This window comes from Wohlfahrtiimonas populi, assembly GCF_002006795.1.
In the GTDB taxonomy this organism is placed as follows: Bacteria; Pseudomonadota; Gammaproteobacteria; order Cardiobacteriales; family Wohlfahrtiimonadaceae; genus Wohlfahrtiimonas; species Wohlfahrtiimonas populi.
Window position 1 is genome coordinate 17,130 of sequence record NZ_MVDN01000002.1, and the last position, 15,497, is coordinate 32,626.

15 protein-coding genes are annotated in these 15,497 nt (G+C 38.2%); 7 read left to right on the forward strand and 8 right to left on the reverse strand.

Annotated elements, in window-relative coordinates; translation table 11 throughout:
- Window positions 1-3: 3 nt before the first annotated feature.
- Together BZK16_RS02965 and aegA are read right to left on the reverse strand one after the other, a co-directional pair.
- A complete protein-coding gene (locus BZK16_RS02965; protein WP_077927419.1) occupies window positions 4-507 on the reverse strand; it encodes a 4Fe-4S dicluster domain-containing protein in 504 nt (167 codons plus the stop codon).
- A complete protein-coding gene (gene aegA, locus BZK16_RS02970; RefSeq protein ID WP_077927420.1) occupies window positions 500-2,494 on the reverse strand; it encodes a formate-dependent uric acid utilization protein AegA in 1,995 nt (664 codons plus the stop codon). The genes BZK16_RS02965 and aegA overlap by 8 nt, the downstream gene beginning before the upstream one ends.
- 277 nt (window positions 2,495-2,771) lie before the next feature.
- Here aegA and BZK16_RS02975 point away from each other — a divergent pair, with 277 nt between their 5' ends.
- From BZK16_RS02975 to trmL, 3 genes are all read left to right on the forward strand, one after another.
- Complete coding sequence (locus tag BZK16_RS02975; protein WP_077927421.1) at window positions 2,772-4,424, forward strand: CTP synthase; 1,653 nt, start codon at window positions 2,772-2,774, stop codon at window positions 4,422-4,424.
- Between the two features lie 107 nt (window positions 4,425-4,531).
- A complete protein-coding gene (locus tag BZK16_RS02980; RefSeq protein ID WP_077927422.1) occupies window positions 4,532-4,912 on the forward strand; it encodes a hypothetical protein in 381 nt (126 codons plus the stop codon).
- Window positions 4,909-5,379 carry a tRNA (uridine(34)/cytosine(34)/5-carboxymethylaminomethyluridine(34)-2'-O)-methyltransferase TrmL gene (gene trmL / locus BZK16_RS02985; protein ID WP_077927423.1) on the forward strand — a complete coding sequence of 157 codons (471 nt, stop codon included), beginning with the start codon at window positions 4,909-4,911 and terminating at the stop codon, window positions 5,377-5,379. The genes BZK16_RS02980 and trmL overlap by 4 nt, the downstream gene beginning before the upstream one ends.
- On the opposite strand, the gene BZK16_RS02990 is transcribed toward trmL, so the two are convergent.
- From BZK16_RS02990 to BZK16_RS03010, 5 genes are all read right to left on the reverse strand, one after another.
- The gene (locus BZK16_RS02990; protein ID WP_233145172.1) at window positions 5,363-5,656 is read right to left on the reverse strand and encodes an RnfH family protein; all 294 of its coding nucleotides are present in this window, start codon (window positions 5,654-5,656) and stop codon (window positions 5,363-5,365) included. The two genes, trmL and BZK16_RS02990, sit on opposite strands and share 17 nt — an antisense overlap.
- 1 nt (window position 5,657) lies before the next feature.
- On the reverse strand, window positions 5,658-6,092 hold the full coding sequence (locus tag BZK16_RS02995; RefSeq protein WP_077927425.1) for a type II toxin-antitoxin system RatA family toxin: 435 nt from the start codon (window positions 6,090-6,092) through the stop codon (window positions 5,658-5,660).
- A gap of 12 nt (window positions 6,093-6,104) precedes the next feature.
- Window positions 6,105-7,778 (reverse strand): phosphate acetyltransferase, encoded by a 1,674-nt coding sequence (gene pta, locus BZK16_RS03000; RefSeq protein ID WP_077927426.1) that lies wholly within the window; start codon window positions 7,776-7,778, stop codon window positions 6,105-6,107.
- A 66-nt stretch (window positions 7,779-7,844) separates the two neighbouring features.
- Window positions 7,845-9,284, reverse strand: a complete 1,440-nt coding sequence (locus BZK16_RS03005; protein WP_077927427.1) for an acetate kinase — start codon at window positions 9,282-9,284, stop codon at window positions 7,845-7,847.
- Window positions 9,285-9,363: 79 nt separating this feature from the next.
- A complete protein-coding gene (locus tag BZK16_RS03010; protein ID WP_143691125.1) occupies window positions 9,364-9,900 on the reverse strand; it encodes a hypothetical protein in 537 nt (178 codons plus the stop codon).
- A gap of 168 nt (window positions 9,901-10,068) precedes the next feature.
- On the opposite strand from BZK16_RS03010, the gene BZK16_RS03015 reads away from it, so the two are divergent.
- From BZK16_RS03015 to BZK16_RS03030, 4 genes are read left to right on the forward strand one after another with little or no spacing between them, the layout of a single operon-like run.
- Entirely contained in the window at window positions 10,069-10,971 is a 903-nt protein-coding gene (locus tag BZK16_RS03015; RefSeq protein ID WP_077927429.1) for a metal ABC transporter substrate-binding protein, read from the forward strand.
- Window positions 10,968-11,855: a manganese/iron ABC transporter ATP-binding protein gene (locus BZK16_RS03020; protein ID WP_077927430.1), complete on the forward strand. Its 888-nt coding sequence runs from the start codon at window positions 10,968-10,970 to the stop codon at window positions 11,853-11,855. The genes BZK16_RS03015 and BZK16_RS03020 overlap by 4 nt, the downstream gene beginning before the upstream one ends.
- Window positions 11,855-12,706, forward strand: coding sequence for a metal ABC transporter permease (locus BZK16_RS03025; RefSeq protein WP_077927431.1), 852 nt, complete (start codon window positions 11,855-11,857; stop codon window positions 12,704-12,706). Before BZK16_RS03020 ends, BZK16_RS03025 begins: the two co-directional genes overlap by 1 nt.
- Window positions 12,706-13,548, forward strand: coding sequence for a metal ABC transporter permease (locus tag BZK16_RS03030; RefSeq protein ID WP_077927432.1), 843 nt, complete (start codon window positions 12,706-12,708; stop codon window positions 13,546-13,548). The genes BZK16_RS03025 and BZK16_RS03030 overlap by 1 nt, the downstream gene beginning before the upstream one ends.
- Before the next feature lie 36 nt (window positions 13,549-13,584).
- On the opposite strand, the gene mgtE is transcribed toward BZK16_RS03030, so the two are convergent.
- Window positions 13,585-14,991: a magnesium transporter gene (gene mgtE / locus BZK16_RS03035; RefSeq protein ID WP_077927433.1), complete on the reverse strand. Its 1,407-nt coding sequence runs from the start codon at window positions 14,989-14,991 to the stop codon at window positions 13,585-13,587.
- Window positions 14,992-15,497: the final 506 nt, after the last annotated feature.

Genomic DNA, 15,497 nt, shown 5'->3' on the forward strand with positions numbered 1-15,497 from the left:
ATTCTATTGCGTTAAGCTCACTAAACTTTTAGCGGCAGAAGTTTCTCGTTTTTCTTGGATAATTTCATCCATAGATTTTGCATCCATGATGCTCAACGCATGCGTTGGGCAAACTCTTACGCAGGCTGGCCCTGTTGCAACTTCATGGCATAAATCACATTTTAATGCTTGGCTATCTTCCTGTGTCAAAACAGTCATTGCACCAAATGGACAAGCAATCGCACAGTTTTTACAGCCAATACACAATGATTGGTCCACAATCACAGCATCATCCTGCCTTGAGATTGCTAATGTTGGACAAACTTCTGCACATGGTGCATTTTCACATTGGCGACATAAAACTGGCAGAGTGATTTTTGCACCACGAATCACTTTTAAGCGCGGTGAAAATGTTTCTTTGGGTAACAATGTTTGTAATTTAATTTCAGAGTGCGCAACTGCACAGGCAATTTCACATGTTCTGCAACCGATGCAACGCTCCGCATTCACTGTAATGAATTTATTCATGGCGCAACTCTCTTGTCACAAATTGTGGCGGGAAAATTGGTTGAACTTGTAAATATTTAATGATGCCTTCAGCGGCTCTTCTGCCATCTGACATTGCAGTCACAACCAAATCAGCTCCGCGGACAACATCGCCACCTGCAAAGATTTTTACATTGCTCGTTTGGCAGAATTTCTCTTCGCCTCTTGGCGCATCAATCCCGCCCCATTTATCTAATTTCACATGATAAGGCGATAACCAAGGCATTGCATGAGAGCTAAAACCAAAGGCTTGCAAAATAATATCTGCATCTAAAATGAATTCAGAGCCTGCTATTTTCTGTGGCTTTCTTCTGCCTGAAGCATCTGGCGCACCCAATTCAGTTTTAACCATTTCAATGCCAGCAACTTTACCATCTTCATTCAATACAATGCGTAATGGCTGAACATTGAATAAAAATTCAACGCCTTCTTCTTTCGCATTTTTCACTTCTTTTTTAGAACCAGGCATGTTTGCTTCATCACGACGATAAGCACAAGTCACAACTTCAGCACCTTGGCGAATGGATGTACGCACACAATCCATTGCAGTATCGCCGCCACCCAAAACAACCACCTTTTTGCCTGCTGTATTCACATAAGGCTCTTTTTCTAGCTGTGCTAAATCCATCACATGTTTGGTATTAGCAGTTAAGAATGGCAATGCATCATAAACATCATCCGCATTTTCATTCTCTAAACCTGCTCGTGTATATTGATAAGCGCCAACACCAACAAATACTGCATCATAATCACGCATGAGATCATCAAAGGAGATATCTTTGCCCACTTCTGTGTTTAAGTGAAATTCGATACCCATTTCTGTAAATAATTCACGGCGATGGATAAGAATCTCTTTATCCAGTTTAAAAGATGGAATACCAAATGTGAGCATCCCGCCAATTTCAGGATGACGATCAAACACAACAGCTTTAATGCCATTCTTAGTTAAAACATCCGCACAGCCTAATCCAGCAGGCCCTGCACCAATGATCGCTACACGCTTACCTGTGGCAACAACATTAGATAAATCAGGCTTCCAACCCATTTCAAAAGCTGTATCTGTAATATATTTTTCAATGTTACCAATTGTCACTGCGCCTAAATCTCTACGATCCAAAGTACAAACGCCTTCACATAAGCGATCTTGCGGGCAAACACGACCACAAACTTCGGGCAATGAACTGTATTGATGACATAATTCAACAGCTTCTAAAATCTTGCCTTCTTTTGCTAATTGAATCCAATGGGGAATTTGATTGTGAACTGGGCAAGTCCATTCACAATAAGCATGATCGCCACAAGTAATACAGCGCTCGCCTTGTTTTTTGATATCGCATTGGTTAAAGCCAATATAAATTTCATCAAAGCATGTTTTACGAGCTTCAATGGCGATTTTATCCGCATCTTTTCTTGGAATTTTACCTAAATTATCTAGGATGGAAGATCGTTGTGGCGCTTGATATCCATAATTCCCCAACATTGTGCGTAATTGTTTTTGTTGCTGATTATGCTGAATTAAACTTTCATCATAATATTGAATCGCATTTGTTGGGCAAGCATTCACACATGCAGGACCTTCACTTCTATCTTCACATAAGTCACATTTATGTGCGACGGCTTCATAATTCAATAAACCGTCTTGAGTTTGTGCATTGACGACAGAGATCACACCAAAGGGGCATGCAATCACACAGTTTTTACAGCCAATACATTTCTCTTCGATTAATTTAACGTAATCATCTCTAAAAATTAATGCATCCGTTGGGCAAACAGCCACGCAAGGCGCATCATCACATTGATGGCACATCACAGATGTTCGAACATTGCCATTGTCTAACAATGTCACTCTTGGTAAAAAGTTATCTTTATTTTCTGGCCATATCTCATCATTGTGAGATAAGACACAAGCGGTTTCACATGCTAGGCAACCAATACAACTTAATGGATCAGTCAAAACGAATCGATTCATATCCCGCACCTGTTTCTTTTATATTAATTATTAATGTCTGTAATTTTATAATAAATGCGCTATTTACTGCTGTTTTGCGATCTTATACATGATTTAGAGCAAAAAGTGGCTGAATTTAGTCTGATTGTTATTGAGATTCATCATAAATGTTTATCAGAATCTGTCTAATTTATTTTCTTTTAGGAAATTCTCGAAATCTTCTATCGCCAAATTGATGACGATATAGTACAATGCAATCCCTGATATATATACATTTTATCCCAATCAGGAATTATTCATGACACGTTTTATCTTTGTGACTGGTGGTGTTGTTTCATCACTGGGTAAAGGCATTGCCGCAGCTTCACTTGGCGCTATTTTAGAATCTCGTAAACTTAAAGTAACTATGATGAAACTTGATCCATACATTAACGTGGATCCTGGTACTATGAGCCCGTTTCAGCATGGTGAAGTTTATGTGACAGAAGATGGTGCCGAAACTGACTTAGACCTTGGTCACTATGAACGTTTCATTCGCATGACTGCAACGCGTAAAAATAGCGTAAGTGCAGGTCGTGTTTACTTGAACGTTATCCAACGCGAACGCCGTGGTGATTACTTAGGCGGTACAGTTCAAGTTATTCCACACATTACTAACGAAATCAAAACTTGTATTCGTCAAGCAGCAGGCGATGCTGATGTTGCATTAATTGAAATCGGTGGCACAGTGGGCGATATTGAATCATTGCCATTCTTGGAAGCGATTCGTCAATTAAGCTCAGAATTAGGCCGTGATCAATCATTGTTCATGCATTTGACTTTGTTACCTTACTTACAAGCTTCTGGCGAATTAAAAACAAAACCAACACAACATTCTGTGAAAGAATTGCGTTCAATTGGCATTCAACCAGACATCTTAATCTGCCGCTCTGAAGTTGCTATTCCTGATGATGAAAAGAGCAAAATTGCACTATTCACTAACGTGCAAAAAGAAGCAGTGATCCAATGTTTGGATGCTAAAACAATCTATGCTTTACCACGCATTTTGCATGAAGAAGGCTTAGATCGTATCGCATTAGATTACTTAAAATTGTCTGCACCTGAAGCAGATTTAACAGAGTGGGATACAGTTGTTGAGAAAATCTTAACACCACAATCACAAGTTAATGTATTGATGGTTGGTAAATACATCGACTTAACAGATGCTTATAAATCAGTGAATGAAGCATTGTTCCACGCTGGTATCAAAAATTCAGTGAAAGTTAAAATTCACTATTTAGATTCAGAAACTTTGGATAATGCAAAAACTGAAGAAGAATTAGCACCATACTTCTACAACATTGATGCAGTTTTAGTACCTGGTGGCTTTGGTGAGCGCGGTATTGAAGGTAAAATCAATGCAGTTCGTTATGCACGTGAACATAAAATTCCTTACTTTGGTATTTGTTTAGGTATGCAAGTTGCTGTAATCGAATATGCACGTAACGTTGCTGGCTTAACAGATGCAAACAGCTCAGAAATTCGCTCAGATACGCCACATCCTGTGATCGGCTTAATCACTGAATTCACAAATGCAGCAGGCGAAACTGAACGCAGAACAGCTAAATCAGATGTTGGCGGTACAATGCGCTTAGGTGCACAAACATGTATTTTAGAGAAAGATTCTAAAGCATACTCAATTTATCAAAAAGAAGAAGTGATCGAGCGTCATAGACATCGTTACGAATTCAATAATGATTATTTGAATGTATTGAAACAAGCAGGCTTGAAATTTGCAGCTTGGTCAAAAGATAAAGAATTGGCTGAAATTGTTGAAATTCCAGAACATCCTTGGTTCATTGCATGCCAAGCGCATCCTGAATTCAAATCAACACCACGCGATGGTCATCCATTATTTGTAAGCTTCATTGCAGCAGCAGTTGAACGCCAAAAGAAAACTTCTGGTCAGTAATTCTAAATCTTATATAAATATCTCGCCTTAATGGCGAGATATTTGCATTTAATGAATTAATAAAATATAAAAATAATGGTTATATTATTTTATTGAGGAATATAGTTATGTTGAAATATTTAGGATTAGCTTCTCTAATGATCGTTGTCGCTGGATGCTCTAGCACAGTTGAGCACATCATTACACCTACAGATGATGTTAAAGATTCAAAGCTAAGCTGGGAAATGGAAGGTCGTGCACCTGAATGGCACGTCAGCATCAATGATCAACGCTTTCATGGATCGTTTCCTGGTCGCTATGAAGGTCGTATGATGAGTTGGGAAGAAACTACGAAAGGCAACAAAACCCACTTAAAATCCACCAATCAATTAGCAAACATTGAATTGACAGAAAAAGACTGCTCTGTAGCAGGTAAAGATTTCTCCCATTCAGCCGTTGTCAAAATTAACAAGCAAACATTTAAAGGTTGCGCTAAACGTAAATCATGAGTCGATTATCAGTAATATTATTTGAGCCTGAAATTCCACCGAATACAGGCAACATCATCAGACTTTGCGCAAATACAGGCGCAAAATTACATTTAATTAAGCCATTAGGTTTTAAATTAGAAGATAAAGCTTTAAAAAGAGCGGGATTGGATTATCACGAATGGGCTGATCTCAAAACTTGGGATAGCTTGGCTGAATGCTTAGATTACATCAAACCTAATAATGCATTTGCCATGACAACCAAAGGTACACGCTCGTTCTTTGATGTGAAATTCACAGATAATGACGCATTAATTTTTGGTCCAGAAACACGTGGCTTGCCAATGGATTTCTTGAATAGCTTGCCACATGAAACATTGTGCCGCCTGCCAATGACAGAAAATGGCCGTAGCTTAAACTTATCTAACAGCGTTGCCATCGCAATCTATGAAGGATGGCGTCAATTGAATTTTACTTCTTTGAGTTAAGTAGCTTTCTTTTCCGTTCTGCTCGAATTGTTCGGGCAGTTTTCGGATCTATCTGTAATGGTCGATAAACTTCTATGCGATCGCCATCTTGTAAAACATAATCCAACTCTACTGATTGATTGAAAATACCATAAATAGGCGATTCAATCATTGCTTTGGCTTTTTTATCTAATGCAAAAGAAGACAATGCATCTTTCAATGCACTGCCTTCTTCGATCATTTGATATTCTTGCAATTGTTCATTGGGCAATGCCAAAACATATTCAATTTTGATCATATTATTCGCCATAAACAACCTTCGCTCGATCAGAGAAAGCTTTGATCATGGAACCATACATATTCTCAAAAATTGGATTGAGCATATTGGATAACAAGCCAATCGATAAAGTAAAATCGAGTTCAAATTCTATCGTGGATTCAGTTTCTGAAACATTCACGAACTTCCATTCGCCACGTAATTTTTTGAAAGGCCCATTCACTAAAGACATGTGAATCACTTCACCATCCACCATTTGGTTTCGTGTTGTGAAAGTTTTATTCACTGGCCCCATCAAAACGCCGATCGAAGCGTCCATTTCATTTTCAGTTTGGCGAAGTATCCTAGCTGTTTTACACCAAGGTAAATATTCTGGATACTTCTCCACATCATTAACTAAATCAAACATTTGCTTAGCCGAATAAGGTACGACTTTACTTTTACGGATAATTGGCAAAGAAAACTCCTGTTACTTCTGTTGCGCCGCCTGCACTGCGGTAATCGCAATAGTGTAAACGATATCTTCAACTAATGCACCACGAGATAGATCATTCACAGGCTTTGCCAAACCTTGAAGCACTGGCCCAATGCTGATTAAGTTCGCACTTCTCTGCACTGCTTTATATGTTGTGTTCCCTGTATTTAAGTCTGGGAAGATAAATACAGTCGCTTGACCCGCAACTGGGCTATCAGGCAATTTTTGCTTACCCACTGATGGCACATAAGCTGCATCAAACTGAATTGGTCCATCAATCATTAAACTAGGATCAGCCGCTTTCGCCAATGCTGTTGCCTGTTTTACTGCTTCCACATCTTCACCAGCACCTGATGAACCTGTTGAATAAGAGATCATCGCAACACGTGGCTCAACATCAAATGCTTTTGCTGATTGTGCTGATTGCAATGCAATATTTGCCAATTGCTCAGGTGTTGGGTTTGGGTTCACAGCACAATCGCCATAAACATTTGCACCTTCTGGCATCAACATAAAGAAGATACTAGACACAATGTTTGAACCTTTTGCTGTGCCCAATAATTGTAGTGCTGGGCGAATGGTATCAGCCGTTGTATGAACTGCACCTGAAACTAAGCCTGCAACATCATCTTTTGCTAACATCAAAGTGCCCAAAATTACAGTATCTTTCACTTGTTCTTTGGCAACTTCTTCTGTCATACCTTTGTGCTTGCGTAACTCCACCAATGTTGGCACATATTGCTCTGCCACATCTTTTGGATCAATCACTTCAATAGATTCTGGCAACGTTAAACCTTGTGCAGTAGCAACTGCTTCAATTTTTACACGCTCGCCCAATAAAACACATTGTGCAATCTGACGATCATGACAAATGATTGCAGCTTTCACCGTTCTTGGTTCATCACCTTCTGGCAATACAATGCGTTGATTCGCTTGGCGCGCCTTTTCAATCAAACGATATTTAAAGAATGCTGGCGTTGTGATTGGTTTTTCTTCCACAGCATTCAATTTTGCAACGATATCATCCACTTTCAAGCTACCTTGAATGAAGTTCACAATATCATTCACATCACGCAAACTTTTATTGTCAGCAATCAAACCTAAGCAATCAATTTGCTCATCTGTTAATACTTGGCATGCATTCTCTTCGTCAGACAAAGAAGCATCTGCCATTTTGTTAGCAATATAACCTGCTAACCAATTTTTCAAGCCTGAAAAACGCTTGATGTAGAAATTCAAATATTCACCGATTTGGCAGAATGTATTTGCACCCGCATTACCTGCAAAAATTAAACCTGATTGGAAAGTCGCCGCTAAATCTAGATTCAATTTTTCAGTAAATGGATTACGCGCATTCAACTCGATGCCTTCGATCACAACCACATCGTTATCTTTTTGTGCTTTCATAACCAATTCGATAGATTTCTCTAGAATTGTGTCGTAATCATCTTTTAGAATTAAACTTTCAACTTCCGCCATATCCAAAGAAATTGGCGCGACATCATCAAAAACATATTTATATAACATTGCAGTGTCTTTATTAGCATGACTGATTGGTTTGATATAACCAACCTTCATGCCTTTGGCTTGTAATGCTTTCACTAGTGCAAAAGAAATTGGGTAAAGATTTTTGATTTGACCAATTGGACTAACAAATAATGTTTTCATTGAGTGAATTCCTTTGTTGAACGAAAAAGGATGATCCATGATCATCCTAATATTTGTTGGTGAAAATTATAGTGCGTTAACGATCTTCAGAGTATCTCTAACGATCATCAATTCTTCATCCGTGCAAAGCACCATTGCCTTACCAAATGTTGGGCTTTCGCCGATGATACCTTCTTTACCACGTGATGTTGCATTATTTGCAGCATCATCTACTTTGAAGCCTAAAAATGCTAAATGCTCCAATACTTTTTTACGTGTCATTACATCATTTTCACCAATACCGCCTGTGAATACTAATGCGTCCAAGCGACCTAATGGTACGATGAAAGAAACGATTTTCTTCGCTAAACGATAAATCATGATTTCTAATGCAAGTTTTGCACCTTTATGACCTTCTTCAGCAGCCGCCCACAATGTGCGGCAGTCATTGGATAATTCTGANTTTGCAGCATCATCTACTTTGAAGCCTAAAAATGCTAAATGCTCCAATACTTTTTTACGTGTCATTACATCATTTTCACCAATACCGCCTGTGAATACTAATGCGTCCAAGCGACCTAATGGTACGATGAAAGAAACGATTTTCTTCGCTAAACGATAAATCATGATTTCTAATGCAAGTTTTGCACCTTTATGACCTTCTTCAGCAGCCGCCCACAATGTGCGGCAGTCATTGGATAATTCTGAAATGCCCAATAAGCCACTTTTGCTATTTAATAATGTGTCGATTTCGTCCACATTCAAATTTAATTTAGATGATAAGAATTTAACGATACCCGCATCTACATCGCCTGCGCGCGTGCCCATTACTAAACCTTCTAATGGTGTAAATCCCATTGTTGTATCAACTGATTGACCATTTTTAATAGAAGTTAAAGATGAACCGTTACCCAAATGAGCACTGATGATCGCGGAATTATTTCTATCTAAACCTAATTTCTCAATTGTTTTATCTGCAATGTAACGATGGCTTGTGCCATGGAAACCATAACGTCTAATATTATGATCACGATATAAATCCATTGGAATTGCATATAAATAAGCGGTTTCTGGCATTGTTTGATGATATGCCGTATCGAATACTGCAACTTGTGGCAATGTTGGGAATGCATCAATAGTAGCTTCAATACCGATCAAGTTTGCTGGGTTATGAATGGGCGCGTATGGAATACATTTTCTAATTTGTGCAACCACTTCATCATTAATTAATGCTGAATCTTTAAATTTAATGCCACCATGAACCACACGATGACCGATTGCTTTGATTTTATCTAAATATCCTTTTTCTTTTAAAAAACCTAAGATGTAATCAACTGCTGCCTTATGTCCACTACCATTGCCTAAATCTGCAGGTACTTTTTCGCCATTCCAAGATGTTGTAATCATTGCGCCAGCTTCACCTAATCTTTCAGCTGTTCCTGACATCTCTACTTGCTCACTTGCTTCATCCATTAAAGAAAATTTAAGTGATGAACTACCGCAGTTAAAAATAAGGATATAAGACATAAAATCTCCATGAATTTCAATTTGTTATTAATTTAGTGAGCAGAAACTTTTACTACAAACTGCTCGTTTATACTCGATGTTAAAAATCTTCATCTCCATTTTGCTCATCTAAATTACTATAAATCAATATGATTTTAGATGAACATCCACTCGCATTGGAAAAAGGATTAATTGTACGATCTGTCGACAACCAAATCCCCCAACTGCGATCCTGCAACTGCCAAAACATACCTTCATCTGACTCATTGAACGTAGCCTTATTTAGCTTTTTAGTCAAATGTTTTGTGTAAGCATTTTGTTGCTTTTCACAATTCTCATTTTTACTTGAGTAATAACTAAAACTAACATCATTCAATAACCATTGACCATCCAATTTCATGTATGTCATTTCTAAACTATTAGGTTTTTTTTGTGCTGATAAAACTAATTCATCCTCTGTTTCTAAAGTGGTGTTTAATTTACCGAAAAAATTTTGATTCGCAATCACCTCATGTGGGGTCAATTGAGGCAGATCAGGATTTAACAAAAAATTACTTATATTATCTAAAGTTATCGCAGAGGATATCGTCGGAAATAATCCTAATCCAATAAATATTAATATTCTCTTATCGCTCATAATATATACTCAAAACCCACTATTTAATAATTTATTATCAAAATCATCTTGCATGAAAAACATTCCCATCAAATAAGAATAACTCTCAAATCCACTAAATCCCATTTGGAAGCCACTTATAGATTTACTATACTAAGGTTTTTCAATCCCTCAATAAGGCTATTCTCCATGCGTAAACATAAATACCTTGCAACTATCGGCATCACAATCCTCGCTTCTGTATTCTCTCTTGCATCCGTTGCAAATGCAAAGGATAAGCTCAAAGTTGTCACAACTTTCACGATCATTCAAGATATGGCGCAAAATGTAGCAGGTGATGCGGCAATTGTAGAATCCATTACTAAGCATGGTGCTGAAATTCATAACTATCAGCCAACGCCAAAAGATATCTTACGCACACAATCTGCTGATTTAATCTTATGGAATGGTTTGAACTTAGAAAATTGGTTTGAGCGTTTCTTTGAAAATATGAAAGATGTTCCTTCAGTTGTGATCAGTGATGGCATTGTACCGATGTCCATCGTAGAAGGCGAATATAGTGGCATGCCAAATCCTCATGCTTGGATGTCTGCAACAAATGCCATCATTTATATTGATAATATCCGTGATGCACTCATTAAATATGACCCAGAGAACAAAGCTGTCTATACTGCTAACGCAGAAACTTACAAAGAGAAGATCAAAGCATTGGATCAACCATTGCGCGATCGTTTAGCGAATATTCCTCAAGATAAACGTTGGTTGGTAACAAGCGAAGGTGCTTTCAGTTACTTAGCTAAAGATTATGACTTGAAAGAATTATACTTATGGGCGATCAATGCTGAGCAACAAGGGACTCCGCAACAAGTTCGTAAAGTGATCGAAACTGTTCGTGCGAATAATATTCCTGTTGTATTCAGTGAAAGTACTGTCTCTGATAAGCCTGCAAAACAGATCAGTAAAGAAACAGATGCTATTTACGGTGGCGTGTTATATGTTGACTCATTATCTGAACCAGAAGGTCCAGTACCAACGTATATTGATCTTTTACAAACAACCGTTGAAACAATTGCAAAAGGCTTTAATCAATGATTTCACAAGAAAAGTTTTCGCTCACAGTCGAGAATTTAACTGTCACATACAATAATGGCCATACGGCCATTAGAGATGTTAATTTTCATTTAGATGGTGGAACCATTTGCGCGCTCGTTGGCGTGAATGGCGGTGGTAAATCCACGCTATTTAAAAGCATCATGGGCATGGTGAAACCAACGAAAGGCTCTGTTTCCATCAATGGTGGTAATGTTAAAGATGCTTTGAAGCAAAATACCGTTGCCTATGTACCACAAACAGAAGAAGTGGACTGGAACTTCCCCGTATTAGTTTCAGATGTTGTGATGATGGGTCGATATGGCAAAATGAATTTTTTGCGCATCCCATCATCTCACGATAAAACTAAAGTTTTAGAATCTCTAAAACGTGTGAACATGGAATCTCTAGCGCATCGTCAAATTGGTGAATTATCAGGCGGACAAAAGAAGCGCGTATTCTTAGCACGTGCTTTGGCTCAAGAAGGTAAAATCATTTTGTTGGATGAGCCTTTCACTGGTGTAGATGTCAAAACAGAGAATGCGATTGTAGATTTGCTTCGTAAGCTCCGTGATGAAGGTCATTTGATTTTAGTTTCCACACATAACTTAGGTTCTGTGCCTGAGTTCTGTGATCAAACTTTGTTCATCAATCGCACAATCATTGCAGCAGGTCCAACAGAAACGACATTTAACCATCATAACCTTGAAAAAACATTTGGTGGTGTCTTGCGTCATATTCATATTGATGGTGATGATCTACATGATGATAGCGATCCACGTCGTGTTACAGTATTAACAGATGATGAGCGCCCTGCTGTATTCTATGGTGTCGATAAAAAAGAGCCACCAAGAACCAGTGCACAAGCGCCGAAGGAAGAATCATAATGTGGGAATTATTGATGGAACCTTTCACCTACGAATATATGCGTAAAGCCATTTGGGTGAGCGGATTAGTAGGCGGTACATGTGCTTTCCTATCTGCTTATTTGATGCTCAAAGGCTGGTCCTTGATGGGGGATGCTTTATCACACTCAGTTGTTCCAGGTGTTGCGGGGGCTTATGCGTTAGGTTTACCTTATTCAATTGGCGCATTCTTTTCAGGATTATTGGCTGCATTTTCCATTACTGTGATTCGCCATTTCACACGATTAAAAGAAGATGCCATCATTGGATTCATATTTTCTACATTCTTTGCTGTCGGTTTATTCATTGTTTCACTGAACCCAACATCAGTAGATGTACAATCCATCATTTTTGGCAACATTCTTGCCATTGCAGATAGCGATATTTTGCAAGTAAACATCATCATTGCAGTTTCATTAATTGTATTATGTGTGATTTGGAAAGACCTTTTGGCGGTATTTTTTGATGAAGTGCATGCACGCTCTGTAGGTTTATCACCTTTAAGATTAAAGATCATTTTCTTCACTTTGTTGAGTGCTTGTACAATCGCAGCATTGCAAACTGTTGGTGCAATTTTAGTCATTGCAATGGTTGTGACGCCGGGTGCAACTGCTTATCTTTTGAGTGATAAATTCTCCCACATCATTTTAATCTCCATTGCAATTGGTGCAATCAGCAGTATTGTGGGTGCTTGGTTAAGTTATTTCTTAGATGGTGCAACGGGCGGTGTCATAGTGACATTGCAGACAGGATTGTTCTTGTTAGCATTCTTCTTTGCACCCAAATATGGCTACATTGCAACACGTTTGAAAATTCGTAAAGGAGCACAATAATGTCAGAATTATTTAACTTCTTTGTGGAACCTTTCCAATTAGAATTGATGCGTAGAGCATTATATGCAGCCATTGTGATTGCCATTGTGTGTGCACTATTCTCATGTTTCTTAGTACTCAAAGGCTGGTCTTTGATTGGTGATGCGATCTCTCATGCTGTATTACCTGGGATTGCTGCGGCTTATCTGATTGGCATTCCTGTGATCATTGGTGCATTTATTTCTGGTATTTTCTGTTCATTCGCAACAGGATTCATCAAAAATAACTCCAGAATCAAAGAAGATACTGTGATGGGGATTTTATTCTCAGGGATGTTTGCCATCGGCATCATTATGGTGACAAAGATCCACACCAACATTCACTTATCTCACATTCTATTTGGTAATATTTTGGGTATCACAAAAAATGAGTTCATTTTTACAGTGATCATCAGTGCCGTGATCAGCATCATCATCTTATTGAAGCTCAAAGATTTCATCCTATTTTGCTTTGATGCAACACAAGCCAAAGTTGTGGGTTTACCTGTAACATTCTTGCATTACCTATTGCTCTCTATGCTCTCTTTAACGATTGTCACAACGTTACAAGCAGCCGGGATTGTATTAGTGATTGCCATGTTAATTTCACCAGGCATTACTGCATTTTTATTGACTAAACGCTTTGAGTTTATGTTAGTGATTGCTGTATTTGTTTCAGTGATTGCGTCCATCATCGGTACAATCATCAGCTACCATTTAGATGCTGATACAGGCCCTTCTATCGTAATTGTACAAGCAATTATCTTTGTGCTCGCTTATATCCTAAGTTTAATTCTACGTGCAAAAAAGCCACAACATGCATAGCATGCTGTGGCTTTGCCACTTCTTTATGATCTCTGATTAAACTAACGCATCTGCAGCTTCAATCAATAAATCACTTAAGAACCAATACGCAAAGCTGAAATAGATCACAACGCCCAAGAAATCCATAATAGACGTCAACATTGGTGAGCTTAATGTTGCAGGGTCAATATTGAAACGTTTTGCGATGAATGGTAAGAAAATACCGATCAAACCACCCACAAATGTTACAGTAATCATCGATAAACCAATGATCATCAATACTTCTACGCTGATGCCTGATTTAAAGAAATATGCCAATATAACTTCTACAGTTGCAACTGTTACACCCAACATTAAAGCAACTGGCACTTCCTTCTTAAAGACAAACCAGATATCTTTCCATTTCAATGTTAAATCACCCAATGCCATCGAACGAATAACAAGTGTTGCGGATTGGCTGCCGGTATTACCACCCATATCCACAATTGGCGCTAAGAATGCAGCCAAGATAATCACTTCAGATAATATCTCTTCCTGCTTTGCCACAAATGCACTCGTGAATACGCCGAAAATCGTTAAGATGATTAACCAGAAACCACGCACAGAGAACATACGCCAAAAGCTTGAATATTCATAGTCCAATTCAGGACCTGACATTGGCACGTTACCACCAAGTTTTGCAAATGAATCCGCTGTTGATTCACGCAAACGCTCCATCGCGTCATCCATAGTCACAATACCCACTAAATGGCCATAGCCATCCGTAACTGGCAAAGCTTCTAAGTTATAACGTTCAATTAATTCAACAGCCACTCTATCTTTATCTTCTGCTCTTGCTTGGATGATATCTTTCACCATGATGTCTTTAATGCAATCATCATCGTTACTCATCAATAGATCTTGTAAAGATAAAACGCCCACTAAATGGCGATATTCATCTGTAACGTAGATCATAGATAATGCTTCTTTTGTGCGTGCATCAATACGAACTTTCGCCCAAGTATCACGCACAGTTGCTGTTTCTGCAATATTGACATAATCCGCTGTTGTCATCGCACCCACAGTACCTTCAGGATAAGATGACAATTCAACAATCGCATCACGCTCTTCTTTATCCAAGGCAGGTAAGATTTGACGGCGCTGCTCAGTATTCAACATCACAAACAAGCTTACTTGCTCATCTGATGGTAAATCTTCAAATAATCGCCCCAATGTTCCGATGGATAAATGTGGCACAAAGCGAAGCTTTTCTTCTTCTTCAAACTCTTCAAACAAATAAGATAAGTTTGCTGAATCCAATTTTTCTAATAATGCGACAACTGCTTCTGTAGGAAATTCTTCCACAACATCTGCAATATCAATGGCTTTAGTATTTTTGACAAGCTCGATGAATGCTTCTGCATCACCTGCTTCAATGATTGGCTCTAAATAGAAATATAAATTGGATTGTTGATAAACACTCATTGTAGCTCCTTAGTTATAGAATGCAGGAGACCATGGGTTAGACATCACCCACATCTAATATTAATAGATAATATTTTACCATTTAATATTAGATATAAGTGAACTATAACAATAGATCTTCAGATTGCCTGAAGATTGGAAAAACTCTCAGGACTTAGCTGTTGATCGTATGATCAAAACACAAGGATATGATCGGGTCCTCATCCACGGAATTTTTCTCCAAATAATAAAAAACCGTATTATACAGATTCGCATAAAAATGTAACGACTTTTATTTACAAAAATAAACAAAACGCCTATTTAATCTCATTCAACAATTTTCCTGATAAAATCATAGCTACGAATGTGAAAGCACCACAAAGGAACAAACATGAATAATAAATTGCAACCATTTACACTCTCATTGCTTCTAATCTCCTCTTCATTGAGCATGAGCTATGCCAGTCAACATGTTGAAAAATGTTTTGAAACCAATGAAGGCTTAGAAATTTGCGTTAAACAAAAAG

What these genes read in the sequence shown, in the direction of transcription:
- BZK16_RS03020 (WP_077927430.1), top strand. Translation starts at nt 10,968, where the DNA reads ATGATTTCACAAGAAAAGTTTTCGCTCACAGTCGAGAATTTAACTGTC.
- BZK16_RS03025 (WP_077927431.1), top strand. Translation starts at nt 11,855, where the DNA reads ATGTGGGAATTATTGATGGAACCTTTCACCTACGAATATATGCGTAAA.
- aegA (WP_077927420.1), bottom strand. Translation starts at nt 2,494, where the DNA reads ATGAATCGATTCGTTTTGACTGATCCATTAAGTTGTATTGGTTGCCTA.
- pta (WP_077927426.1), bottom strand. Translation starts at nt 7,778, where the DNA reads ATGAAAACATTATTTGTTAGTCCAATTGGTCAAATCAAAAATCTTTAC.
- BZK16_RS02990 (WP_233145172.1), bottom strand. Translation starts at nt 5,656, where the DNA reads ATGATCAAAATTGAATATGTTTTGGCATTGCCCAATGAACAATTGCAA.
- trmL (WP_077927423.1), top strand. Translation starts at nt 4,909, where the DNA reads ATGAGTCGATTATCAGTAATATTATTTGAGCCTGAAATTCCACCGAAT.
- BZK16_RS03030 (WP_077927432.1), top strand. Translation starts at nt 12,706, where the DNA reads ATGTCAGAATTATTTAACTTCTTTGTGGAACCTTTCCAATTAGAATTG.
- BZK16_RS02965 (WP_077927419.1), bottom strand. Translation starts at nt 507, where the DNA reads ATGAATAAATTCATTACAGTGAATGCGGAGCGTTGCATCGGTTGCAGA.
- BZK16_RS02980 (WP_077927422.1), top strand. Translation starts at nt 4,532, where the DNA reads ATGTTGAAATATTTAGGATTAGCTTCTCTAATGATCGTTGTCGCTGGA.
- mgtE (WP_077927433.1), bottom strand. Translation starts at nt 14,991, where the DNA reads ATGAGTGTTTATCAACAATCCAATTTATATTTCTATTTAGAGCCAATC.
- BZK16_RS02975 (WP_077927421.1), top strand. Translation starts at nt 2,772, where the DNA reads ATGACACGTTTTATCTTTGTGACTGGTGGTGTTGTTTCATCACTGGGT.
- BZK16_RS03015 (WP_077927429.1), top strand. Translation starts at nt 10,069, where the DNA reads ATGCGTAAACATAAATACCTTGCAACTATCGGCATCACAATCCTCGCT.
- BZK16_RS03010 (WP_143691125.1), bottom strand. Translation starts at nt 9,900, where the DNA reads ATGAGCGATAAGAGAATATTAATATTTATTGGATTAGGATTATTTCCG.